The sequence below is a fragment of the Meiothermus rufus DSM 22234 genome, from assembly GCF_000423425.1.
Classification (GTDB): domain Bacteria; phylum Deinococcota; class Deinococci; order Deinococcales; family Thermaceae; genus Meiothermus; species Meiothermus rufus.
Map to the genome: position 1 here is coordinate 1 of NZ_AUHY01000005.1, position 22330 is coordinate 22330.

At 65.4% G+C, this 22330-nt stretch carries 22 protein-coding genes; 6 read left to right on the top strand and 16 right to left on the bottom strand.

Translation table 11 applies throughout. The features are described from left to right. Positions 1 to 219 precede the first annotated feature (219 nt). Positions 220 to 1962: an acyl-CoA dehydrogenase family protein gene (locus G552_RS0100815; RefSeq protein WP_027881288.1), complete on the bottom strand. Its 1743-nt coding sequence runs from the start codon at positions 1960 to 1962 to the stop codon at positions 220 to 222. Positions 1963 to 2158: 196 nt separating this feature from the next. Between G552_RS0100815 and G552_RS0100820 the strand changes: the two genes are divergently transcribed. Both G552_RS0100820 and G552_RS0100825 read left to right on the top strand, forming a co-directional pair. Then, positions 2159 to 3112 carry a ring-cleaving dioxygenase gene (locus G552_RS0100820; protein ID WP_027881289.1) on the top strand — a complete coding sequence of 318 codons (954 nt, stop codon included), beginning with the start codon at positions 2159 to 2161 and terminating at the stop codon, positions 3110 to 3112. After that, complete coding sequence (locus G552_RS0100825) at positions 3109 to 3753, top strand: alpha/beta hydrolase (protein WP_027881290.1); 645 nt, start codon at positions 3109 to 3111, stop codon at positions 3751 to 3753. The genes G552_RS0100820 and G552_RS0100825 overlap by 4 nt, the downstream gene beginning before the upstream one ends. On the opposite strand, the gene G552_RS0100830 is transcribed toward G552_RS0100825, so the two are convergent. The 14 genes from G552_RS0100830 to G552_RS0100895 form a co-directional block, all read right to left on the bottom strand. Beyond that, a complete protein-coding gene (locus G552_RS0100830) occupies positions 3731 to 4303 on the bottom strand; it encodes a hypothetical protein (RefSeq protein WP_027881291.1) in 573 nt (190 codons plus the stop codon). The two genes, G552_RS0100825 and G552_RS0100830, sit on opposite strands and share 23 nt — an antisense overlap. A gap of 39 nt (positions 4304 to 4342) precedes the next feature. Continuing rightward, entirely contained in the window at positions 4343 to 5515 is a 1173-nt protein-coding gene (locus tag G552_RS0100835; RefSeq protein ID WP_027881292.1) for a thiolase family protein, read from the bottom strand. A 10-nt stretch (positions 5516 to 5525) separates the two neighbouring features. Then, positions 5526 to 6008 carry a DUF4442 domain-containing protein gene (locus G552_RS0100840; protein WP_027881293.1) on the bottom strand — a complete coding sequence of 161 codons (483 nt, stop codon included), beginning with the start codon at positions 6006 to 6008 and terminating at the stop codon, positions 5526 to 5528. A gap of 10 nt (positions 6009 to 6018) precedes the next feature. Then, positions 6019 to 8310 (bottom strand): 3-hydroxyacyl-CoA dehydrogenase/enoyl-CoA hydratase family protein, encoded by a 2292-nt coding sequence (locus G552_RS0100845; protein ID WP_027881294.1) that lies wholly within the window; start codon positions 8308 to 8310, stop codon positions 6019 to 6021. A gap of 89 nt (positions 8311 to 8399) precedes the next feature. Continuing rightward, a complete protein-coding gene (locus G552_RS0100850; protein WP_027881295.1) occupies positions 8400 to 9158 on the bottom strand; it encodes a phospholipase D-like domain-containing protein in 759 nt (252 codons plus the stop codon). A 22-nt stretch (positions 9159 to 9180) separates the two neighbouring features. Beyond that, a complete protein-coding gene (locus tag G552_RS0100855) occupies positions 9181 to 9747 on the bottom strand; it encodes an NUDIX domain-containing protein (protein ID WP_027881296.1) in 567 nt (188 codons plus the stop codon). Positions 9748 to 9764: 17 nt separating this feature from the next. Then, a complete protein-coding gene (locus tag G552_RS16990; protein ID WP_342664853.1) occupies positions 9765 to 9851 on the bottom strand; it encodes a HepT-like ribonuclease domain-containing protein in 87 nt (28 codons plus the stop codon). A 100-nt stretch (positions 9852 to 9951) separates the two neighbouring features. Further along, positions 9952 to 11244, bottom strand: coding sequence for a guanine deaminase (gene guaD, locus G552_RS0100865; RefSeq protein ID WP_027881297.1), 1293 nt, complete (start codon positions 11242 to 11244; stop codon positions 9952 to 9954). A 17-nt stretch (positions 11245 to 11261) separates the two neighbouring features. Next, the gene (ade, locus tag G552_RS0100870) at positions 11262 to 13007 is read right to left on the bottom strand and encodes an adenine deaminase (RefSeq protein WP_027881298.1); all 1746 of its coding nucleotides are present in this window, start codon (positions 13005 to 13007) and stop codon (positions 11262 to 11264) included. Between the two features lie 24 nt (positions 13008 to 13031). Next, entirely contained in the window at positions 13032 to 13823 is a 792-nt protein-coding gene (gene pyrF / locus G552_RS0100875) for an orotidine-5'-phosphate decarboxylase (RefSeq protein WP_027881299.1), read from the bottom strand. 10 nt (positions 13824 to 13833) lie between these two features. After that, positions 13834 to 14826 carry an asparaginase gene (locus tag G552_RS0100880; RefSeq protein ID WP_027881300.1) on the bottom strand — a complete coding sequence of 331 codons (993 nt, stop codon included), beginning with the start codon at positions 14824 to 14826 and terminating at the stop codon, positions 13834 to 13836. An 89-nt stretch (positions 14827 to 14915) separates the two neighbouring features. Beyond that, positions 14916 to 15998 carry a hypothetical protein gene (locus G552_RS0100885; RefSeq protein WP_027881301.1) on the bottom strand — a complete coding sequence of 361 codons (1083 nt, stop codon included), beginning with the start codon at positions 15996 to 15998 and terminating at the stop codon, positions 14916 to 14918. Positions 15999 to 16102: 104 nt separating this feature from the next. Continuing rightward, on the bottom strand, positions 16103 to 16672 hold the full coding sequence (locus tag G552_RS0100890) for a thioredoxin family protein (RefSeq protein ID WP_027881302.1): 570 nt from the start codon (positions 16670 to 16672) through the stop codon (positions 16103 to 16105). A gap of 57 nt (positions 16673 to 16729) precedes the next feature. Beyond that, positions 16730 to 17689, bottom strand: a complete 960-nt coding sequence (locus tag G552_RS0100895) for a type I phosphomannose isomerase catalytic subunit (protein WP_027881303.1) — start codon at positions 17687 to 17689, stop codon at positions 16730 to 16732. A 121-nt stretch (positions 17690 to 17810) separates the two neighbouring features. Here G552_RS0100895 and G552_RS0100900 point away from each other — a divergent pair, with 121 nt between their 5' ends. From G552_RS0100900 to G552_RS0100915, 4 genes are all read left to right on the top strand, one after another. Further along, positions 17811 to 18437: a metallophosphoesterase gene (locus tag G552_RS0100900; RefSeq protein WP_027881304.1), complete on the top strand. Its 627-nt coding sequence runs from the start codon at positions 17811 to 17813 to the stop codon at positions 18435 to 18437. Next, complete coding sequence (locus tag G552_RS0100905; protein ID WP_027881305.1) at positions 18434 to 19237, top strand: SDR family NAD(P)-dependent oxidoreductase; 804 nt, start codon at positions 18434 to 18436, stop codon at positions 19235 to 19237. Before G552_RS0100900 ends, G552_RS0100905 begins: the two co-directional genes overlap by 4 nt. Positions 19238 to 19369: 132 nt before the next feature. Continuing rightward, positions 19370 to 19927 carry a TRAP transporter small permease subunit gene (locus tag G552_RS0100910; RefSeq protein WP_027881306.1) on the top strand — a complete coding sequence of 186 codons (558 nt, stop codon included), beginning with the start codon at positions 19370 to 19372 and terminating at the stop codon, positions 19925 to 19927. Next, positions 19927 to 21351, top strand: coding sequence for a TRAP transporter large permease (locus G552_RS0100915; protein WP_027881307.1), 1425 nt, complete (start codon positions 19927 to 19929; stop codon positions 21349 to 21351). Before G552_RS0100910 ends, G552_RS0100915 begins: the two co-directional genes overlap by 1 nt. 13 nt (positions 21352 to 21364) lie before the next feature. On the opposite strand, the gene G552_RS0100920 is transcribed toward G552_RS0100915, so the two are convergent. Next, entirely contained in the window at positions 21365 to 22327 is a 963-nt protein-coding gene (locus tag G552_RS0100920) for a quinone oxidoreductase family protein (RefSeq protein ID WP_027881308.1), read from the bottom strand. Between the last annotated feature and the right edge of the window lie 3 nt (positions 22328 to 22330).

Sequence of the window (22330 nt, forward strand, 5' to 3'; positions counted from 1 at the left end):
CCTGCTTTGGCCTCGGCCAGCCTCTGTGCTTGTCTAGCGCCTTGCCATATCTCTCGGCCAACGGTGGTAAACTGCACCTGGGGAACCTCCTTTCTTGGTTGGTTCCCCTCTTTTTATCCCAGCTTAGAGTCTCACATGTGTTTGTCCGGGTTCATCCGCTCATGGGGCTGTGCCATAAAAAGCCGCCCCGGTTCGGGGCGGCTGCTGAGGCGGTTCAGTTTAGCGCGGCTGGGGGTAGCCGTCGCGCTCGAGCACCACCTGGGCAATGCGGCGGCGCAGGGCTACCAGGTCGAGGGGGTCGTGCTTGGTCAGGCGGCGGGCCGCCGAGGCCAGCACCCGCATATCATCCCCCTCGGCCAGCCGCGGCAGGATGGAAAGGGCAGCAGCCTGGGCCCGGTCGAGGGCCTGGTAGAGGTAAAGCTGGGCCATCTCGGCGTACACCTGATCCGACAAGCGGCGCGCGCGCAGCAGGGCGCTTTCTGCTGCATAAACATCGATCAGGATATCGGCAGCTACTGCCAGCACCTCCTGCTCCTCCTCCACCTTCTTGCCGTATTTGAGCGCGGCCAGGCCCATCACTGCTAGCGCCAGTTTCTTGAGGCCCTCGAGCTGGGCCAGCTCTTTGTCCTCCGGCTCCTCGAAGCTGGGTTCCAAAAGCTCCTTTTGCAGCTTCATGGCCGCATCAAACAGCGGCAGTTCACCCTTGGTCGCCCGTCGCAAGAGCATGCCTGGGATGAGCAGGCGGTTGATCTCGTTGGTGCCCTCGAAGATGCGGTTGATGCGGCTGTCGCGGTATGCCCGCTCGATCTCATACTCGGCGGAGTAGCCGTAGCCGCCGTGAATCTGCACCCCTTCGTCAACCACGTAGTCCAGGATTTCCGAACCTAGCACCTTGATGATGCTAGCCTCCACCGCATACTCCTCGATGCCAGCTAGCACCGCCTCGGCGGCATTGGCTTTGTCCAGGTGGGTCAGGGCCTGGTCAATCAGGCCCATGGTGCGGTAGACCGCGCTCTCCCCCGCGAAGATGCGGCTGGCCATCTCAGCCAGCTTGTGCTGGATCAGACCAAAGTTGGCGATGGGCTGGCCAAAGGCCACCCGTTCCTTGGCGTACTTGGCCGAGAGGGCCAAGGCCCCCTTAGCTCCCCCAATAGCCCCGGCACCCAGCTTGTAGCGGCCCACGTTGAGCACGTTGAAGGCGATTTTGTGCCCCTTGCCCAGCTCGCCCAGCACGTTTTCCTTAGGTACCTTTACGTCTTCCAGGAAGACCTGCCGGGTGCTGGAGGCCTTGATGCCCATCTTCTTCTCCTCGCCGCCAAAGCGCAGGCCGGGGGTGTCCCGCTCGACCAAGAAGGCCGTTAGGCCCTCGGGGGTCTTGGCAAACACGGTGAAGAGGTGGGCAAAGCCTGCGTTGCTGATCCACATCTTGGTGCCGTTGAGGATGTAGTGGGTGCCGTCGGGGGAAAGCTCGGCCCGGGTCTTGGCCCCCATGGCATCCGAGCCGGACTGGGGCTCGGTAAGGCAGTAGGCCGCGATCAGCTCGCCGGAGACCAGCTTGGCTAGGTATTTGTCCTTTTGTTCTTTAGTCCCCCAGTAGACCAAGGGCAGCAGGCCGATGGAGGTCTGCACCCCATAGGTCACGCTGAAGCCGCCGGTGCCGGCCAGGGCCTCGGCGATGACCGTAGAGACGGTCTTGGGTAAGTCCAGACCGCCGTATTCCTCGCTGACCTCTACCCCTAAGAGGCCCAGTTCGCCACACTTGCGCAGCAGGGGAATGTTGTGCTCGAGGGCGCCATGCTCCATGGCCTCGGCCACCGGGCGGTACTCCTTCTCCACGAACTGCCGCACGGTCTCCTGGATCATGCGGGTGGTCTCGTCGAAGTCCTCTGGGGTACACACCGATTCGGGACGCTCCAGGAGCCAGCCGCCGCCTTTGGTGGAGAGCTTCTTATCTGCAATCATGGGGCACCTCACTTGCCTGAAAACTTGTACCGAGTATAAAGTTTAGCCGAGGCGCCAGCCAGCGTCAACCGGGTGCGCCACAGTGGGGCGGTACTGCGCGGAAACGCCCAGACTTGGGGGATTGCCGAATACCTAACTTGATTTTTTAGAGCGCTATGATTATTATTGCACAAGAGGTATCGCTATGCACGAAGCAATGGAAGGCGTCACCGGACTCCATCACGTTACCGCGATGGCCACCCAGGCCCAGCGCAACCTAGACTTTTACGCCGGGGTGTTGGGGATGCGGCTGGTGAAGAAGAGCGTCAACCAGGACGACCCCAGCACCTACCACCTCTTCTACGCCGATGCCGAGGGGCGGCCCGGCACCGACCTCACCTTCTTCCCCTGGGAGAACCTGGCCGCCCCGCGCAAGGGCACCGGCCTGGCGGTGGAGGTGCAGCTCGCCGTACCCGAGGGCAGCCTGGCCTATTGGGGCGGGCGCCTGGGGCGCTACGGGGTCAGGCTGGGCGAGGTAGAGGTGCGCTTCGGGGAACGGGCCCTGCCCTTCCAGGACCCCGACGGCCTCGAGCTGGCCCTGGTGGAAACCGGCCCCCGCCCCTTCACCCCTTGGGAGAAAAGCCCCATCCCCGAGGACAAGCAGATCATGGGCCTGCACGGCGCACGGCTGTGGGAGCGTGAACTCTACCCCACTGCGCAGTTTTTGAGCCAGGCTTTGGGTTTCGTGAGCGCAGGGCAAGAAAAGGGTTGGCACCGCTTTGTGGTCAAGGGGGGCGGATCGGGACGTTTCCTCGAGATCAAAGAGTTGCCCAACCTGCCCCCAGGCCGCTGGGGCCGGGGCAGCATCCACCACCTGGCCTGGCGGGTGGAAGACACCCCCCACCAGCTAGCGGTGCGTCGTCGCATTGAGGAAAGCGGGGTGCGGGCCACGCCGCAGATCGACCGCTTCTGGTTCAAGTCGGTCTACTTCAACGAGCCGGGCGGCGCCCTCTTCGAGCTGGCCACCGACGGCCCCGGCTTCGCCGTGGACGAAGACCCCGCCCACCTGGGCGAGAAGCTGGTGCTGCCGCCGTGGCTCGAGGCCCAGCGCTCGCGCATCGAGGCCGTACTGCCCGAGCTGCGCCTGCCCGAAGTCGAGGTGCGGCCATGAGCGCCGAGCTGGGCTTTGTCCACCGCTTCGAGCCGGGGAGCTCGGCGGCCACGCTGCTCCTGCTGCACGGCACCGGGGGCAACGAGCACGATCTGATCGGGCTGGCCCACGCGCTCGCCCCCACCGCCCGGCTACTCTCGCCCAGGGGGAGGGTGCTCGAGAACGGCGCTCCCCGCTTCTTCCGGCGGCTGGCCCCAGGCGTATTCGACCAGGCCGACCTCGAGGCCCAGGCCGCCGACCTCGCGCGCTTCGTGCAGGAGGCCGCCGAGCATTATGGCTTCGACGCGGGCCGGGTGTACGCCCTGGGCTACTCCAATGGGGCCAACATGGCCGCTGCGCTGATGCTGATCTATCCCAAGACCCTGGCTGGGGGCGTGTTGCTACGCCCAATGCTTCCCTTAAAGCCCCCTACCCTCCCAGACCTCCGGGGCAAGGCCCTCTTCCTGGCCGCAGGCCGCCATGACCCTTGGGTTCCCGTAGGGCAGGTCGAGGCCCTGGCCGACTACCTCGAGCGGGCCGGGGCCCAGGTTGAGCTGCGCTGGCAGGAAGCCGGTCACGAACTTTACCCGGAGGAACTCGCGGCGGCCCAAGCCTGGCTGGCCCGGCACACCCCTTTGCTCAGGGAGACTGGGTCAGGGTAAAGCGCCGGTCTTCCTCGGCGAGAAGCTGGTTTCCCTCCCATAGCTGCCAGGCCAGCCGGTAGGTACCGGGGGCCACCAGGGGCATCTCGAAGCGGTAGAGCACCTCGAGCCAGGTGGTATAGCGCAACACCTCGAGGCCCCCCTCGAGACGCTCGAAGGGGCCGCAGCGCAGGCGGTAGCGGGCCTTCTCCAGGTACACGGCAAAGCCGGGGGGAAGCTCGAGGGGTACCAGGCGCACCTCGGCAGCGGGCCGCTCATCTGCGCTTGCAAAGCGGCAGCTAAACACCGGGTCGGGAAAGGGCGGGGTGGGCCTGGCGGGCAGACCGAACTCGAGGGTGATGAAAAAGCCCAGCCTCCCCCCCGCCCCCCGGGCCACCGCCGTCCCGCGCTGTTCCAGGTAGCGCCGCTGCCCATACAGGGGGGCCCCCGCCGGGCTGGTGAAGACGGGAAAATCGTCCAGGTCGTAGGGGTGGTAGGGGACGCTGCCCAGGTAGGTAGGGGCACAAGCCCCTGCAACCAGGGCCAGCAGGCCTAGCCACCATCTGCCCACGCCCCTAGTTTAGCCAGCCCGGCCCTAAGAGGGGTGAGGCTAGGCCCTGGGGTAGACCTCGAAAATCCCCGCCGCCCCCATGCCGCCGCCGATGCACATGGTCACCATGCCCAGCCCGCCTCCGCGCTGGCCTAGCTCGTGCACCAGCTGGGTGGTGAGCTTGGCCCCGGTGGCCCCCAAGGGGTGCCCCAGGGCAATGGCCCCACCGTTGACGTTGACCTTATCGGGGTTCATGCCCAGCTCGCCCATTACCGCCAGCACCTGGGCGGCAAAGGCCTCGTTGAACTCGATGAGCTTAAGGTCGTCGAGGCCAATCCCGGCCTTGGCCAGGGCCTTGGGCACGGCCTTGATGGGCCCTACGCCCATGATGTCGGGGTCTACCCCACCGGTGGCAAAGGTGACAAACCGGGCTAGGGGTTTGAGGCCTAGGGCCTGGGCCTTCTCGGCGCTCATCACCAAGAGGGCCGCGGCCCCATCGGAGTAGGGCGAGGCGTTGCCCGCGGTCACGGTGCCCCCCTCCTTGAAAGCAGGGCGCAGCTTGGCTAGGCGCTCGAGGCTGGTGTCGGCCCGGGGCAGCTCGTCCTTGCGGAAAAGCCACTCCTCCACGCTTTTCTTACTGCCCTTCCAGCTCACTTTCTTCACCGGAATCGGCACAATCTGGCCGTCGAAGGCCCCCCGGGCCTGGGCCTCCAAGGCCTTCTGGTGGCTGCGCAAAGCCCAGGCGTCCTGGTCTTCCCGGCTCACCCCCCAGCGCTGGGCCACCCGCTCAGCGGTGAAACCCATCCCGATGTAGGCCTCGGTCAGCTCGGGGTGCAGCTCGGTGTGGTAACCCGACATAGGCACCCGGCTCATCATCTCTACCCCACCGGCCAGCACCACCTCATTCATGCCCGAGAGGATGGCTTGCGCGGCGTAGGCTACGCTCTGCAGCCCCGAGGAGCAGAAGCGGTTGATGGTGGCCGCCGTCACCTCCACCGGGAAGCCCGCTCGGAGCATGGCCAGACGGGCAATGTTCAGGCCCTGGCTGGCCTCGGGCATGGCACAGCCCCACTGGATGTCCTCGATCAGGGCCGGGTCTACCCCAGCCTGCTCCACCGCCGCCCGCATCACCGCCGCCGACAGATCGATGGGGTGCACCGTGGCCAGGGCCCCGTCGCTCTTGCCCCGGGCCACCGCGCTACGCACCGCACTCACGATTACCGCTTCTCTCATCGCCACTCCTTCAAGCAGATTTCTTGCGTATGTAGAGGGTTTTCTCGCAGAAAGCGTGCACCTGCCCCTGGCGGTCGACCAGCTCCACCGGATACACCCGCTCCAGCGAGGGCTGGGTTTCGGCCAGGCGGCGCACATAGACCAGTTCTTCTTCACGCAGCACAAACCGCGCGTACAGGGTCTGGCGCCCTGGACGTTTGAACTGGATGCAGGCTGCCTTGTCCCAGACCACGTAGCCCGGCCCCAGGTTTTTGATCAGCATGAGCATGTAGATGGGGTCGAGGGCCGCGTACATGCTGCCGCCGAAAAGGGTGCCCACATAGTTGCGGGTACGCCAGGACAGCGGCAAAGCCAGGTGAACCTCGCGCCAGTCGGGGGCAATGTAGGTGAGTACGCCCCCGGTGCCAAAGTAAACCGGGGTGAGGTTCATGGCGTAGCGGAAAAGCCGGGTCTGCCAGGACTCGGGCTTGGGCCGGGGGAAAACCGCCTGCATCCAGGCCTCCTTAGTTGCGCAGGGGCTTGCCAGTCTTGAGGGTATGGGCGATGCGCTCCTGGGTTTTGCGGGTACCCAGAAGCTTGAGGAAGCCCTCACGCTCGAGGTCTAGGATGTCCTGCTCGCTCACCTCCCGCACCGGCCCATCGCCCCCACACAGTACGTAGGCCACCTGGTTGCCGATGAAGACATCGTGCTCGCTGGCCTGGCCGGCCTCCTGGAACTGCCACAGCGCATAGCGCAGGTTACCCAGGCCACTGGCCCCCAAGGCCCGCACCCGCAGGGGGGGCTGGGGCACGAAGTCGGGGGCCATGAAGAGCACCCGCCGCTTGGCATCGGCAATCAGCCGGTCGCGGTTCATGCTGATCCCATCGGAAGGGCGCAGAAAGCCCATGTTGCGGGCCTCGAGGGCGCTGGTCGAGGTCTGGGCCAGCATGATGAGCTGGAAGGCCCGCTTGACCCCCTCGAAGAGGTCGATCTCGCTGCCGTAGGCCGAGAGCTCCTGGGTAAAGCGGAAGAGCATCTCCTTAGTACCCCCACCCCCCGGCAGCAGGCCCACCCCCACCTCCACCAGGCCCATGTAGAGCTCGGCGTGGGCCTGGATGGCGCTGGCGTGCAGGCTGAACTCGGCCCCTCCGCCCAGGGTAAGGCCAAAGGGGGCCGCCACCACCGGGAAGGGGGCCCGGCGCAGGCGCATGGAGGTCTGCTGGAAGCGGCGGGTGGCTAGCTCGAGGTCGTCCCAGGCCCCCTCCTGGGCCGCCATCAGCACCAAAGCCAGGTTGGCCCCCGCACTGAAGGTACGGGGGTCTTCCCCCCCCATCACCAATCCCGCGTAGCCCTGGGCCTCCACCCAGTCCAAAGCCTTGTGCAACCCCGAGATAGAACCCTCGCCCCAGGTGCCCATCTTGGCCCGGTTCTCGAAGAGGGCCACCCCGTCGCCCAGGTCTATGAGGGCATACTCCTTACCCTCGAGCAGGGTCCGGCCTGCGGCCTTGAGGGGGGCCAGCCGGATCACCCCTTCCTCGGCGGGGATGGGGTGGTACTGCCCGTCGAAGCCCAGGTAGTGCCCGTTTTTGTAGAAGCTGCCCTGGGCTTTCTGCAAGAGCTCAGGCTCGGGCAGGCCCAGCTCGGCAAAGCCCTGGCGCAGGTAGTCCAGGCCCACCGCGTCCATGTTCTTGAAGGGCCCCTGCTCCCAGGCAAAACCCCACTCCAACGCCCGATCCACCGAGACGATGTCGTAGGCGATCTCCTGGGCTTTTTCCAGGGCGTAGTGGGCCGTGGTGAGGAAGAGCTTCTTAGCAAAGGCCCCATACTTGCCGGGCAGCTCGCCCACCTTGCGCAAGCGCTCGCCCAGCGGCAGCTCCTTGATGGCAGCGATCTCGTCCAGGCGCAGCTTCTGCTGGGGCTTGTACTCGCCCGTGGTGTAGTCGTAGGTCAGGATTTCCTTGCCCACCTTCTTGTAAAAGCCGGCCCCGGTCTTCTCCCCCAGGTGGCCCTGGGCGATAAGCCCTTCGACCCACTCGGGCATGGCGAAGTTCTCGCCGGTGGTGTGGGATAGCTCGGTGGAGACCAGCTTGAGCACATCCAGGCCGGAGATGTCGCCGGTGCGGAAGGTGGCCGACTTGGGCCGGCCCACCAGGGGGCCGGTGAGGGCATCGACCTCGTCGATGCTGAGGCCCTCCTCCATCATCAGCCGCATGGCCTGGCTCATACCGTAGACCCCCAGCCGGTTGGCGATGAAGCCTGGGGCGTCCTTGCAAAGCACCGTGCCCTTACCCAGGATGCGCTCGGCAAACTGCTGCATGGTTTGCAGCACCGTCGGGTCGGTGTCTGGGGTGGGAATTAGCTCCAGCAGGTGCAAGTAGCGCACCGGAGCGAAGAAGTGGGTCCCCAGAAAACGCCGGCGGAAGGCCTCGCCCCGGCCCTCGAGCAGGGTTTTCATGGGAATCCCCGAGGTGTTGGAGCTCACGATGGCCCCGGTACCCAAAGCCTCGAGGCGGGCGAAGAGGGCCTGCTTGGGCTCCACCTTCTCCACGATGACCTCAACGATCCAGTCGCAGTCTTTGAGCTTCTCCAGCTCCTCGGTGGTGCCTAGCTCGATCAGGCTGGCCCGGCCTTTGTCCATGAAGGACGCGGGCTTGCTTTCTAGCTGGCGCTTCAGGCCCTTACGCACCACCTCGAGCCGATCCTCCTGGCCGGGCAGGTCGAGCATCACCACCGGCACCCCCGCCGAAGCGCACAGTGCCGCGATGGCGCCCCCCATGGTTCCCGAACCCACTACACCTACCTTCTTGATTCGCATGCTGCCTCCAGAAGTTTTTGTTGAGGTATTTTTATACCGAGTCAAAGTTTATAACAAGACCCCAGCGCCGTCTAGCCAGAGAGCCCTTCTTAAAGCAGGGGCTCGAGGGCCTTTACTCGGCGGTATCGGCCTGGAGCCAAAAACTCCAGCAGACCCAGGTCCCGTAGCCCTTGCAGCTGCTGGCGAATCTTGTCTTTGGGGTGCCGGTTGTTGGGATAGGCTTGAGCAGCCAGGGGTAACAACTGTTGGTAGGCCTGCGCCAGGGTAAACTCCTCCGGCAGGCGGGCTACCCCCTGGATGGTAAGGCGCAACCAGCCAGCAAAAGCTACCTGCAACGCCTCTATGGGCACTTCCACAGGCACCCGCACACGAGGAAGACGCCGTTCCGCTGCCCACTGCGCATAACGCCTTAGCTGTTGGGTGCTCCAGGGGTAGGGCTGGGCTCCCTCCAGAGTTTGGAGGATCTGCTGAGCAATAGAGCTGTCCTGGGCAGCCAGACCGACCTCGAGGTTGGAGCGCCAGCCGCTATGGGTGGGGTTAGCCGAGGTCACCAGAACCTCTTCTTCGTCTATCAGGTAAATCTTGGCGTGGAGGTGGGGAATGCTCTGTATTTGCACGCGGCTTTCAGCCAGTTCACAGATGGCTCCAATATCGGTGGATCCACTCAACACCTCGCTTAGCCTGAGGCTGGTGACCACGCGGGCCTGAACCTTTTTATGTCGCAGGCGCAATAGTGTCCCTAGCACCTTGCCCACATAGGGTGCTGCGACCACCACCGATTTTTGCGCCCGCTCTACACGACTGCGAAACCATTCTTCCGTGCTTTGCGGCGAGGTGACCAGGGTCATTGCCCTACCAACTATACCCCACTCAGCCAACGTCCCTAAGCCAGTCGGCCACCCGCTTCGACCAGTCCTCGAGGCCCTCGTACACCGCCCAGATTTCCTCCAGGCCGCACAAACGGCCCTCGAGCTTATCCCGCTCCACCACCGCGGGCTCTTCCTCGGCCTCCACCACAAAGACCACCCCGGCGTGCACCCGGCTCACCGGGGTATCGTCCAGCACAATCAGCCCTACCGCCCGCGCGGTGTAGCGCTGCAGGCCCACCTCTTCGTATAGCTCGCGCCCAAGGGCGGTCTCTACCGGGTTTTCCCCCGCATCCTCTGGGTTGATGTGCCCCCCCACGCCCAGGGTGAAGCGGTCGAAGAGCCGGGCCTCACCCCCGGCCCGCTTGCGCCGCATCAGGAGGTACTGCCCGGCGTAGCGCACCAGGGCGTAGGGGATGACCTGACGGTAGGCAGGGTTCTCTTCGGCCTCAAGGCGGGGCAGAAAAAAGCCTTCGCGCTCGAGGTAGCGAAGAAACGGGGCCTCCAGCGGGAGTAGCCGGTCTTGCGCTTTGGGAAAGGCCCTGGCCGGAAGAACGTACACCTGTTCCACAGCCTGAAGAATACCAGCTACAAAAAGCGAGCAAAGACCCGCCCTATGGGCCGACGATCTAGCTCGAGGTAGTCGTGCACCAGCAGGTTGCGAAACCCAATCATCCTGTACCATCGCTCGGCCAGAGCCTCATCTACAAGGCCCGCCGCAGGTCGCGGGCTCGCGCAAAGGTGCCCCAGCGTTGATCGGCAACCGGATGCACCCCTAGGTTAGCACGGCCTCCTGCCCATCCAGCCAGACCCGCACCACCCGGGCCTCGCCGTGCAGGGTGAAGAGGGCCCCCAGAAGCTCTTCCACCGAGGCGGCGTGGCGGAAGTGCACCTCGAGGCTGCTCCCCGGCTGGGGCTCGAGGTAGACCAGATCGGCCTGTTTGCCCGGGCTCAGGTCGCCAATCTGGCCCTCCAGGCCCAACGCCTCGGCCCCGGCCCGGGTGGCCAGGTAGAGCAGATGGGCCGGCCCCAAAGCCACCCCATCGGGCCGCAGGCGCTGGGCGATATAGGCCATGAAGCCCTCCTTGATCAGGCTGAAACCGGTGCCGCCGCCCACGTCCGAGCCCAGGGCGAAGCGCACCCCGTGGTGCAGGTGCTTTTGCATGGGGAAAAGGCCGCTACCGATGAAGGCGTTGGAGCTGGGGCAGTGGGCCACTGCGGCGCGGGCCTCGGCCAGGCGCAAAAGCTCGGGCTCGGTGGGGTGAACGTTGTGGGCCAACACCGAGCGCTGGCCCACCAGGCCGAAGCGGTCGTAGGTGTGGAGGTAGTGGGCACTCCAGGGAAAAAGCTCGGCCACGGTGCGAATCTCCTGGGTGTTTTCGTTGAGGTGAGAGGTGAAGTAGAGGTCGGGGTGTTCGTAGAGTAAGCTCTGGCAGACCTCGAGCAAAGCCTCGGAGGCCGAGAGGGCGAAGCGCGGGGTGAGGGCGTAGCGTAGCTTGCCCCGCCCATGAAAGCGCTGGATGAGCATCTTCTGCTCGGCATAGCTTCGCTCTGGGGTGGTGTGCAGCTCGGGCCTGAGCAGCCGATCCGAGCAGACCTGCCCGGCGATGATCCGCAAGCCCACCTCCTCCGCCGCTCCGAACAGGTTGGCCGTGGCCCCCTGGAAATGCGAGCCAAAGACCAGCGCGGTGGTGGTACCGTTGCGCAGCAAGAGCCGCACGAACTCCCGGGCCAGCTCGCGGGCCAGCTTGTTGTCGGAAAGGCGGGCTTCCTGAGGCAGGGTGCGCTGTTCCAGCCAGTCCAGCAGGGTATAGCCCATGGCCCCCATCACCCGGGTCTGGGGGTAGTGCACGTGGGTGTCCACCAGGCCCGGCAGCAATAGACCCGCCCGGCAGTCCTCGAGGGGGGCCTGGGGATAGGCCCGACGCACCTGAGGGTAGGGCCCCAGGGCGACAATCCTGCCCCCCTCGAGGGCAATAGCCCCATCGGCATAGGCTTCCAGGGCTTTTTCCTCACGGAAGGGGTTTTGTGGCGTGTGCACTACTAGGCCGCGCAGAAGCAGGGTCATGGCAGGATTCTACCGGCCTACTCCACCGCCAGCGGCACCAGCCGGCCCTGGCGCACGTCCACCAGGCCAAAGTCGGTCAGACGCAGCTCGGGAATCACCGCCAGGCCCAAAAAGGAGAGCACCATATAGGGGTCGGGAAGACTCACCCCCAGATGGCGGGCCGCGGCCTCGAGGGCCTCCATCTTCTGGTGCACCTCCTCCAGAGGCTCGTCGGTGATGAGGCCCGCGATAGGCAGGGCCAGCTCGGCTAGGATTTCCCCATCGCAGACGGCGATCATCCCCCCACCTAAAGCCTCTAGGCGCCGGGCCGCTAGCAGGATGTCGGCGTCCGAGACCCCCACCGCCATCAGGTTGTGGTGGTCGTGGCCCACCGTGCAGGCCAGGGCCCCTTTTTGCAGGCCAAAGGCGGTCACCAGGCCTTTGCCCACCCGGCCCTGCTGGCCATAGCGCTCGAGGCAGACCAGCTTGGCCAGGTCGCGCCCGGGGTCGGCCACGATGGCCCCATCCCGCAGCGTGGGATAAAGGCGCTCCTCGGCGGTGAGCACCTGGTGGGGAATGGCCCGGATCACCCGCACCAAGCCGGCCACAGCCGGAATGCGCAGGTCCTCCAGGCTAAGCTCGGGCAGCCGCACCGTGCGGGAGACCGCCGCTGAGGCCGGGGTTCGGGGCAGCTTTAGCAAAAGCCGCCCCCCCTCGGCCACCCGGCGCCCCCGCTGGTAGACCAGGGCCGCGGTAAAGCGCTCCAGGTCGTCCAGAACCACCAGATCGGCCTGGAAACCGGGGGCCACCGCCCCCCGGCGGGGCAGGCGGTAGTGGCGGGCCACGTTCCAGCTTCCGGCCCGGATGGCGTACAGGGGGTCGGCCCCCAGGGCGATGGCCTTGCGCACCAGGAAGTCCACCCCACCCTCACGCAGCAGATCGGAGGGCAGCCGGTCGTCGGTGACCAGGCCGATGCGGTCGGCGTGCTTGGGCACCAGCAGAGGGGCCAGGACCTCCAGGTTGCGGGTGGTGGAGCCTTCCCGCACCATCAGAAAACAGCCGGCCTCGAGCTTGGCCCGGCCCTCGGCCAGGGTGGTGCTCTCGTGGTCGGAGGCGATGCCGGTAGCCAGGTAGGCCTGCAAGGAAGGGCCCATCAGGGTGGGGGCGTGCCCCTCGGGGGTCTTGCGCCAGTGCTCGGCCAGCCTCACCTTGGAAAGCTCCTGGGCCTCCCCCGCCAGAATGGCCGGGAAGCTCATCAACTCGGCCACCCCTACCACCCGGGGGTGGGCCAGCAGGCGCTCCATCTCGGCCAGGCCCAGCACCGCCCCGCTGGTCTCGAGGGGGGTGGAGGGCACCGAGGAGGGCACCGTGACCCAGACTTCCAGCGGCAGCCCCTCGCTGGCCTCGAGCAGCCACTCCACCCCGGCCACCCCGGCCACATTGGCGATCTCGTGGGGGTCGGTGACCACCCCGGTCACCCCCCGCGGCACCACGCCCCGGGCGTACTCGGCGGGCGAGACCAGCGAACTCTCCAGGTGCACGTGGCCATCGATCAGGCCAGGGGCCACCACCCGCCCCTCTAGGTCGAGCACCGTCTCGGCCTCGGCCTGGGCGTACTCCGGCCCCACCGCTGCCACCAGCGGCCCGGCCAAAAGGATGTGGGCAGGCTGAAGCTCGAGGCTAAACACATTGACCAGGCGGGCATTCTTGAGTAGGAGGCTCCCCGCACGGCGGCCCATGGCCACCTCGACCGCATACTGGAGCTGGGAGAGTTCTGGCAACATACATCACCCCGTGTTTCGGCCCGGCTAGGGCGAGTCCTGCAAGGCTTCCAAATACACCTGGGCCTGGCGCAGGGCAGCCTCGAGGTCGGGCTTCCCCCCAGGGTAGTACAAGGCCCGACTGGCCGCATTGAGCAGGCCCGGCCCCCGTAGCGGACGCCCCCCCTGGGCCCCCAGCCCCGGCAGCAACAGCAGCGCGTGGGGCATAAGGCGGCGCATCTCGGCCACCTGTTCGGGGTAGGTCGCCCCCACCACCGCTCCAACGCGCGAATACGCCCCCACCCGCTGGGCCTGGGCGGCCTGGGCCAGGTGCTGGGCCAGGTGCTGGGAAAGGGTGCCCCCCTGGGCCAGGGCCAGGTCCTGGAAAACCCCCGAACCGGGGTTGGAGGTTTTGACCAGCACGAAAACCGCCCCACCGCTTCGCTGGGCAGCCCGGAAAAAAGGCTCCAGGGTATCGGGGCCTAGGTAGGGGTTGACGGTCAGGGCGGCCCCAGGGTAGGCCTCGAGGTAGGCCCGGGCATAGGCCTCGGCGGTAGAGCCGATATCCCCCCGCTTGGCATCCACAATCACCGGCAGGGAAAGCACCCGGGCCCCGGCCAGTAGCTCGTGCATCAGGGCGAACCCCTCCGGGCCCATGGCCTCAAAAAAGGCCGCCTGAACCTTAACCGCGGCCAGCCTTGGGGCCAAAGCCTCCATCAGCTCGAGGGTGTAGCGGCGGATATGGGCCAACGGTGCTGGGCCGTGCCACTCGGGCCGGGGGTCCACTCCCAGCACCAAAGGAGGGCGGGCAACCACCTCCTCAACGAACTCGCCTCGCATGGGGAATAGTCTAAACCCAGGCCAGCTCGAGCCGGGCCTCGAGGTGCCCCACCTCGAGGCCCCGCACGTTGTGGATCACCGGCCGCCGCCAGGGTAGCTCCACCTCGGGCAAAAGGCCCAGCTCCTCCAACAACCGCACCACCATCGGTTCGCGGGCCTCGTTGGCCCCGCTTTCCACCTTGAGCGCAACCCCAATAGGCCCCCAGCGGGTCTCCCGCAGGGCCATACCGTAGTAGCCATCGGCCCCCCGCTTGGCCACCAACCCCGGCACTTGCTGCATCAACACGGTATCTATGCTGCGAGGGCCCGCCACCAGCTCGGGGTGCTGGCGCATGGCCTGGAAAACCCCTTCCAAGCCCGCACGGTAGCGTTCCGGCGCGGCTTGGGGCTGGGCCAAAAGGGCGAACATCCGGGCGGCTGGGGCCAGCGGCAACACAAAGGTGGGCACGCTGCACCCGTCTATCGCATAGGGAATCCGCTGCTGGCCGGAAAGCTCGCGCAGGGTTTGCAGGTTGAGCTGCTGCACCGGGTGCTCTGGCTGTTCGTAGCCCTCTGGGCTATGCCCCAAGGCCAGGGCTACGGCCAGCATCCCAGTGTGCTTGCCCGAGCAGTTGTTGTGCAGCACACTGGGGGCCTGGCTGGCCTGTTGCAGGGCCTTGCGGGCCAGGGGGTCGAAGGGCGGGTGGGCCCCACAGGCCAGGTAGCCCGGGTTCAGCCCAATCCGGCGCAGGTAGCCTTCCACCAAAGCCACGTGCTCCTCCAGGCCGTCGTGCGAAGCACAGGTCAGGGCCACCTCGGCGGGGGTGATCCCGAAGCGCTCTACGGCCCCGCTAAGGTAGAGGGCCAGGGCCTGGAAGGGCTTGGCCGAGGAGCGCATGGGCACCGCCAGGTAGGGGTTGCCGCAGTAGGCCAGCAGGTGGCCGCTGGGGCTCAGGATGGCTAGCGAAACCCGGTGCCGGTTTTCCAAAAGGCCGCCCCGGTAGGCGTAGGTATAGGCGTTCATGGCCCATAGCCTATCCCTTCCGGCCCCAAAGCACACCGCCCCCGGGCTTCCCCGGGGGCCTGGATGACTGGATTCAGCCTCCGATGTTGTTAGATTTCAATGACAATGGTAATCGTTACACCTTTGGTTTTTATGGTGATTGTGATGATGATTTTCAGCGCATTCGGATTTTCGGGGTCGGGTTCCTGGCCAATGTAGATGCCTTCTGGCGTCTCGGGGCTAGCCCACTGGGCGGGGAGAGAGAGCACACGATCTTCAATAGGCCGGCCTGTAGAGGGGTCTAAGGGGGTAAGCTGTACCTGGTCGCCTTCCAGCCGAACCACCCAGGGGAGATCAGGCCCCTTGCAGGGCTTGGGCCAAGGGAAGGGCCAGGGGAAGCGGGGAGGCCATGGGGTGCACCCTCCATCGGTAACCGCTGAGGTGAAGAGGATGGGGTCGTTATCCCCTGGCATGGTCATGAGGGCCAGGCGCAGGGCCTTGCCGGGGTGGTCGGCCAGGGGAAGAAGGGTAGCGGTGGTGACGTTTTGCGGTCGCCCCCACTTGCTGCTTTTGTTCTTGATGGTGACGGCGGGAATGGCTATGCGGCCCTGGTAGGGACTCCAGGCAATGCCCTCCAAAGGTATAGGGGCCACACAGCGGCGGAAGGTGCGCGCGAATTGTATCTCTATGCTGATTTCTACGTAGTCTTTGCCGAAGCGAATGTCAAACCTAACCCCTATGCGTCGCTCTACCTGCCCCGGCAGGTCGGTGTCTTGGCAGGTCATAGGGACTTCTCTGCCTGCCAGATTCAGTAGAGTGCGTCCATCCTGGGTTATCGTGAGGGTGGGCCGATCCTTCCAGATCTGCAGGCCGTTCGGCCCTTCCCTCAAGAAGAGCAACACCAGGGGTCGATGTTCCCCAACCTGGCGGGGGTCAAAGTCCAGCACCCCTCCGGCTACCAGCCCACCTACCTCCTGGCCATCCAGCCGGATTTTTCCAGAGACCATCTTGATGTCTTGCAGCCCGGTGCTTTGTGCAGCCAGCCCTTCCAGCTCCTCCAGGACGGCCTGCTGGTTCTGGGCCAGAAGCTCGGCCATACCCGCCTCATCCAGGCTGGCTGGGGCGGCAGGGCTCGAGCAGGCTGCCAGCAAGGCAGCGAGTGCTAAAGCCAACAACCACTGAACCTTACCCATGGCCTTCTCCTTTCTGAAGCTTGGCGCTTCGGAAAGAAGGGTAGCCTGGGGGGGCTTAACGCGGCCTTAACGCTGGCTTAACAGGGCCCGGCCGCGCAGCGGGCCTAGGAACCAATGCCGATGTTGGGCTCGTTGCCAGGCCGCCACTTGATGGTGCAGCCGATGGCGTCGGCCCGGCTCGAGGGGGGCTCGAGGCCTTGCACCAGAGCCTCCAACACCTGGGCTAAGGTGTGTTCGGTCACGCTAGCAGGCTCTTTGGGCCGGTCGTTCACCCGCCCGTGGTAGCGCAGCTTGCGCTGGCTATCGAAAACAAAGGCTTCCGGGGTACGCAAAGCCTGGTAAGCCTTGGCTACAGCCTGGCTCTCGTCGAGTAAATAGGGAAAGTTGAGGCCATGCTGGGCCGCAAAGGCCCGCATGCCCTCGGGGGAGTCCTCGGGGTAGCGGGTGTAGTCGTTGGGGTTAATACCGACGAAGGCCGCCTGGCCGCGGTACTTTTCCGCCAGCTCCACAATTTCCTGGATAGAGCCCTTGACGTAGGGGCAGTGGTTGCAGATGAACAGAACCACCAAAAGGGGCTCGCTAAACTGGGAAAGCCGCCACAAGCGGCCCTCGAGGTCGGGCAGCTCAGCATCGATCAGGTCGGCCCCGATGGGCAGTTCAGGGTATTGCAGCATGCCCTTAGGCTAGCAACCCCGCCCCCACCTTGCCAAGCCCAAAAGCAAAACCTGGGCTTATATCCGCAGGTGGGCCGGGTACCCCTCCAGCCACGCCGGGGGAGGCACGAAGGCCCCTAGAAACTGGGCCTGGCCCCATAGCCCGAGGGTCTTCCCTGCCCCCAGCAGCAGGGTATCGCCCCAGGAAAGCGGCCCCTCGGCCCACTCGGCCTGGCCCACCACCAAGGTCAACAGCACAAAGCTCTCCGCCGGGGCCCTCAGGGTAAGCTGGCCTTGCAGGGCGTAGCGCTCCAACACAAAGGCCTCACCCGCCAACAAGATTTCCTTTTGGTGGGCCGGGAGAGGGGTAGGGCGGGGCAAGGGGGTGGGCTCGAGCCGGGCCACCGCCAGAGCCTTTTCCAGGTGTAGCGCACGGGGCCGGCCATAATCGTAAAGCCGGTAGGTCAGGTCGGAGCGCTGCTGCACCTCGTAGAGCAAAAGCCCAGGGCCCAGCGCGTGCAGCGTACCCGCCGGTACCGGCACCACCTGCCCAGGCCTTACCCGTTCGCGCTGTAGGTAGTCCCAGATTGTGCCCTCTTGCGCCGCTTTAGCCAGCGTCTCGGGCCTCACGGCCTCCCGCAGCCCGTAGACAATTTCCCCTTCCCCCTCCAGCACATACCAGGCCTCGGTCTTACCGTGAAACCCGCTGACTGCTTCCACCTGGTGGGCGTAGGCGTCATCAGGGTGCACCTGCACCGAAAGCCAGTCGGCCGTATCGAGAAACTTGACCAGCAAAGGCAGCTCGAGGCCATAACGGCGGTAGGGCACCGGGCCGATAAACCCCGGGCCTAGCCCAGGCAGCACCTCAGCCAAAACCCGCCCGGCCAAGGGCCCCGAGCGGATGCGGTTCTGGTCGTAGGCCAGCCAGACCTCACCGACGGGGTCTGGATGGGCTATCCCCCAACGTTGGCTCAAGCGAACCCCACCCCATACCCGGGGCATGGGCTGGGCCTCGAGGTAGAGGGCTACGGGTTCCACCAGGTCGATACTAACGCCTTTTCCCCACTCTGCAAGCGGTCTTTGGCTTTGACAAAAGCGCAGGCCGGCATAGACTGTGTTCAAGCAGAATTCAAGGCGGTGCCAACAGGAACACCTCGCCATGCGCCTTCTAGCCCTTTCCGACCAGGTTCACCCCTTCATCTACCAGGAGCGTTTCCCTTGCAACCTCCCCCCTGTCGACCTGGTACTCATAGCGGGCGACCTACCCGGCAGTTACATCGAGTTTGTGGCCACCAAAGTGCGGGTTCCCGTGGTCTACGTGCACGGCAACCACAAAGAGGAGTACGTGCAGGACTACCTAGGCCACCTGAGCCCACCTGGGGGGGCCATCCCAGCCCACGGACGCCTGGTGGAGGTGGCCGGACTACGGATTGCTGGCTGGGGGGGCTGCCCCCGCTACAACGAGCGCGAGGTTGGCCAGTACAGCGAGAGTGAGGCCACGGCCCGCTTCCTCTCCTGGTTTCCCCTGCTCATGGCCCGCCGGCTGACCCAAGGACACGGGGTAGACATTCTGCTCAGCCATGCTCCGCCCCCTGGCCCTCATGCCGGCCGCGATTTCGCCCACCGGGGCAGCCGCGCTCTGGGGCTATTCCATCGGCTATACCGGCCCCGGCTGCATATCCACGGGCACATCCACCTCTACGAGGCCCAGCCCCGGCGAAAGTACCTGAGCCCGGAAGGGGTACGGGTAGTCAATGCATTCGAGTACACTCTAATCGAGCTATGAACATCGCCGGCAGCCTGTGTGTGGTCAGCGGGGCCAGCAGCGGCATTGGTCGGGCCTGCGCCCTCGAGCTGGCCCAGCGCCAAGCCCAGGTGGTTCTGGTGGCCCGCCGAGAAGCGGTGCTCGAGGATTTAGCCCGGCAAATACGGGCCGCTGGGGGGCAGGCCTGGGCCTTCCCCGCCGACCTCAGCCAGCCCGAGGAAGCCCAGCGCTTAGGCCAGCAGGTGTTGCACCGGCTGGGCCCTCCCCACATCCTCATCCACAGCGCTGGGGCGGGGGCTTGGCGCTTTTTAGAGGAGACCCCTTTTGAAGAGATACCCCGGCTAATGGCGGTGCCCTACTTCGCCGCGGCCTACCTGACCCGGGCCTTCCTACCGGCCATGCTGGCGCAAAATCGCGGCTTCATCCTTTCGGTCTGCTCGCCCGCCAGCCGGCTGGCCTGGCCTGGGGCTACGGGCTATGTGGCTGCCCGTTGGGCCCTACAGGGCCTTACCGAGGCCCTGCGGGCCGACCTCTACCCTACCCGGCTGCGGGTTTGCGCCTTCTTTCCCGGCCAAATCCGCGACAGCGAGTACTTTAGCCGCAACCCCGGTAGCCTCGAGCGCATCCCCCGCATCGGGCGCCTGATTCCCACCATCACTGCCCGCCAGGCCGCTTTGGGCATCGTGCGGGCCATCGAGCTCGAGGCCCGGATTTGCTTCGTCCCCTGGCCGCTATACCTGTTCGACCGGGTAGCCCACTGGCTGCCCCGCCTGGCCGAACACCTGGCCTGGAGCACGGGGGCCCGGCGGACCAGCCCGTAGCCTGGGCCAAGCGATTTGGTTTTTCGTCATTGACGCCCATAGACAGGGTGGTTAGGATAAGCCGAGTTTGTCTAAAAGGCGAGGTACAGCCATGACCAATCGTCGAACAGGCTCTATTGCAGGAGGTGGGGCATGAAGGCACTTTTGGCCGTGTCCCGGGTCATCGATGCCCTCAACGAGTGGGTAGGCCGGGTGGTCTTGTGGCTGGTGGTGCCCATGGTGGCCATCGGCGCGTACAACGCCATCGGGCGAACCCTGGACAAGTATGCCGGCACCCGGCTTTCTTACAGCACCTACTTTGAGCTTCAGTGGTACATCTTCTCCCTCATCTTCCTGTTCATGGCCGGGTATGTGCTCAAACACAATGGGCACATCCGGGTAGACGCCATCTATGCCCACCTAGGGGCCCGGGGCCGGGCCTGGGTCAACCTGCTGGGTTCTATTCTGTTTTTGGTACCCTCGGTGTTGATTCTCTTCTACGTCACCCTGCCCCTGGTGGCCTTCTCGGTACAGGTGCGGGAGATGTCGCCCGACGCTGGGGGGCTACCCCGCTGGCCGCTTAAGCTAGCCATGCTGCCGGCTTTTGTTCTGCTAGCCTTGCAGGGCTTCTCTGAGTTCGTCAAGAACCTGGCCTACCTGCGGGGCCACCTACCAGCCTTGCCCGGTGAGGCCGAAGGGGAGGTGGCCTGATGGTCTTGCAAGGTGGGGGCATTGAGCTTCTGGGTGGGGCCATGTTCCTGGGGGCGCTGGTGTTCATCTTCACCGGCTACCCGGTGGCCTTTGCCCTGGGGGGGGTGGCCCTCTTCTTTGGGGCCATCGGGATCGCCATTGGCGAGTTTGACCTGCGTTTCGTGGGCAGCCTGCCCCAGCGTATCTTCGGCATCATGTCCAACTACACCCTGCTGGCCATCCCCTACTTCATCTTTCTGGGGCTGATTTTGGAAAAATCCAAGCTGGCCGAGCAGCTTTTAGACACGGTGGGCCAGCTTTTCGGCCCGGTGCGGGGTGGGGTGGCGATTGCGGTGGTGCTGGTGGGCACCCTGCTGGCCGCCACCACCGGGGTGGTGGCGGCGACTGTGGTGGCCATGGGTCTGATCTCCCTGCCCATCATGCTCAGGTACGGCTACAGCAAGCCTTTGGCCACCGGGGTCATCGCGGCCTCGGGAACCCTAGGCCAGATCATCCCCCCCAGCATCGTGCTGGTGGTACTGGGTGACCAGCTCGGGGTAAGCGTGGGGGACCTTTTCCTGGGGGCCCTCATTCCCGGGCTGATTCTCTCGGGAGGGTTGGCCTTGTGGGTGGCCCTGGTGGCCCTGGTACGCCCCAAAATGGCCCCAGCCCTGCCCCCAGAAGCCCGACCCTACCAAGGCTGGGAGCTCTGGCGGCGGGCCTTGGTGGCCTTGGTGCCTCCGGTGCTGCTGATTCTGTTCGTGTTGGGCAGCATCTTCTTCGGCATCGCCACCCCCACCGAGGCCGGGGCGGTGGGGGCGGTGGCAGCCATCGTCATGGCCGCGGCCTACCGACGGCTTACCTGGAAAATCTTCCACGAGGCCGTGGTGGAAACCGCCCGTTTTACCAGCATGGTCATCTTCATCCTGATTGGGGCCACCGCCTTCAGCCTGATCTTCCGCGGCCTGGAAGGCGATAAGCTGGTCAAGGACGTGCTGGTGGCTTTGCCGGGGGGCGAGCTGGGCTTCATCATCTTCGTGATGCTGCTGGTCTTTATCCTGGGCTTCTTCATCGATTTCTTCGAGATTTGCTTCATCATCGTTCCCCTGATTCTGCCCGCCGCCACCGCCATCTGGACGGCCCAGGCCGAGGCTTTGCAGATGGCCGGCCACTACGACCTCTCCATCGAGGGCTTCGTGCAGCAAAAGCTGCTCTGGTTCGGCATCATTCTGGCCATGAACCTACAGACCAGCTTTCTCACGCCGCCTTTTGGCTTCGCCCTCTTTTACCTGCGCGGGGTAGCCCCGCCCGAGGTCAAGACCACCGACATCTACCGGGGGGTGATCCCCTTTATCGCGGTACAGCTCCTTGTGTTGATTTTGGTCATCGCCTTCCCTGGCCTCAGTAGCTGGCTGCCCTCGATGCGGGGTATCTCCGGGGGATAGGCTTGGGGCGAGTTCAGGGCAAAAGCAGCACCTTGCCGGTGGTCTGGCGGCCTTGCAAGGCGCGGTGGGCTAGGGCCGCCTGCTCGAGGGGAAACTCCGCCCCAATACGCACCTTTAGGCTGCCCTCCTGAATCCAACGCAGCACATCGCCGGCCCGCCATAAGAGCTCCTGGCGGGTCTGGGTATAGTGCCACAAGGAGGGCCGGGTAAGGTAGAGGCCCCCCTTCTGGTTGAGCACCTGGGGGTTGAAGGGCAGTACCGGCCCGCTGCTCTGGCCATAGAGGGCCAGCATCCCGCGAATCCGCAGGCTATTCAGACTGCCCTCCCAGGTGGCCTGCCCCACCCCGTCGTAGACCACATCCACCCCCCGGCCCTCGGTGATTTCGCGCACCCGTTGATCAAAGCCTTCGTAGGGCAGGGTGTGGTCGGCCCCGGCCTCCCGGGCCAAGGCCCGCTTCTCCTCGGTGGAGGCGGTAGCAATCACGGTAGCCCCCAGCCGCTTGGCCATCTGGATGAGCAGGAGCCCTACCCCTCCAGCCCCGGCGTGGATTAAGCAGGTCTCCCCTGCTCTGAGGGGGTAGGTGCTGTGCACCAGGTAGTGGGCGGTCATGCCCTGGAGCATACCGGCCACCGCCTGTTTGGCCTCGAGGCCCTCCGGCACCCTTACCAGCTTATCGGCAGCCACCAAGGCGTACTCGGCATAACTCCCCTGGACGTTGCAGTACACCACCTTTTCCCCGGGGCGTACCTCTTCCACCCCTGGCCCCACCGCCTCGACCACCCCGGCCCCTTCCTCGCCTAAGGTGAAGGGGGTGGGCACGCGGTACAGGCCGGAGCGCTTATAGGTGTCGATGTAGTTGACCCCGATGGCCTGCAGCCGCACCAAAGCCTCCCCCTCGCCAGGGGTGGGGATAGGGAGCTCTTCCAGCACCATAGCCTCGAGGCCGCCCGGTTGATGCACGCGAATGGCTTTCATACC

Coding starts and splice junctions, on each gene's coding strand:
- G552_RS0100815 (WP_027881288.1), bottom strand. CDS start 1,962: ATGATTGCAGATAAGAAGCTCTCCACCAAAGGCGGCGGCTGGCTCCTG.
- G552_RS0100820 (WP_027881289.1), top strand. CDS start 2,159: ATGGAAGGCGTCACCGGACTCCATCACGTTACCGCGATGGCCACCCAG.
- G552_RS0100825 (WP_027881290.1), top strand. CDS start 3,109: ATGAGCGCCGAGCTGGGCTTTGTCCACCGCTTCGAGCCGGGGAGCTCG.
- G552_RS0100835 (WP_027881292.1), bottom strand. CDS start 5,515: ATGAGAGAAGCGGTAATCGTGAGTGCGGTGCGTAGCGCGGTGGCCCGG.
- G552_RS0100840 (WP_027881293.1), bottom strand. CDS start 6,008: ATGCAGGCGGTTTTCCCCCGGCCCAAGCCCGAGTCCTGGCAGACCCGG.
- G552_RS0100845 (WP_027881294.1), bottom strand. CDS start 8,310: ATGCGAATCAAGAAGGTAGGTGTAGTGGGTTCGGGAACCATGGGGGGC.
- G552_RS0100850 (WP_027881295.1), bottom strand. CDS start 9,158: ATGACCCTGGTCACCTCGCCGCAAAGCACGGAAGAATGGTTTCGCAGT.
- G552_RS16990 (WP_342664853.1), bottom strand. CDS start 9,851: ATGATTGGGTTTCGCAACCTGCTGGTGCACGACTACCTCGAGCTAGAT.
- guaD (WP_027881297.1), bottom strand. CDS start 11,244: ATGACCCTGCTTCTGCGCGGCCTAGTAGTGCACACGCCACAAAACCCC.
- ade (WP_027881298.1), bottom strand. CDS start 13,007: ATGTTGCCAGAACTCTCCCAGCTCCAGTATGCGGTCGAGGTGGCCATG.
- pyrF (WP_027881299.1), bottom strand. CDS start 13,823: ATGCGAGGCGAGTTCGTTGAGGAGGTGGTTGCCCGCCCTCCTTTGGTG.
- G552_RS0100880 (WP_027881300.1), bottom strand. CDS start 14,826: ATGAACGCCTATACCTACGCCTACCGGGGCGGCCTTTTGGAAAACCGG.
- G552_RS0100885 (WP_027881301.1), bottom strand. CDS start 15,998: ATGGGTAAGGTTCAGTGGTTGTTGGCTTTAGCACTCGCTGCCTTGCTG.
- G552_RS0100890 (WP_027881302.1), bottom strand. CDS start 16,672: ATGCTGCAATACCCTGAACTGCCCATCGGGGCCGACCTGATCGATGCT.
- G552_RS0100900 (WP_027881304.1), top strand. CDS start 17,811: ATGCGCCTTCTAGCCCTTTCCGACCAGGTTCACCCCTTCATCTACCAG.
- G552_RS0100905 (WP_027881305.1), top strand. CDS start 18,434: ATGAACATCGCCGGCAGCCTGTGTGTGGTCAGCGGGGCCAGCAGCGGC.
- G552_RS0100910 (WP_027881306.1), top strand. CDS start 19,370: ATGAAGGCACTTTTGGCCGTGTCCCGGGTCATCGATGCCCTCAACGAG.
- G552_RS0100915 (WP_027881307.1), top strand. CDS start 19,927: ATGGTCTTGCAAGGTGGGGGCATTGAGCTTCTGGGTGGGGCCATGTTC.
- G552_RS0100920 (WP_027881308.1), bottom strand. CDS start 22,327: ATGAAAGCCATTCGCGTGCATCAACCGGGCGGCCTCGAGGCTATGGTG.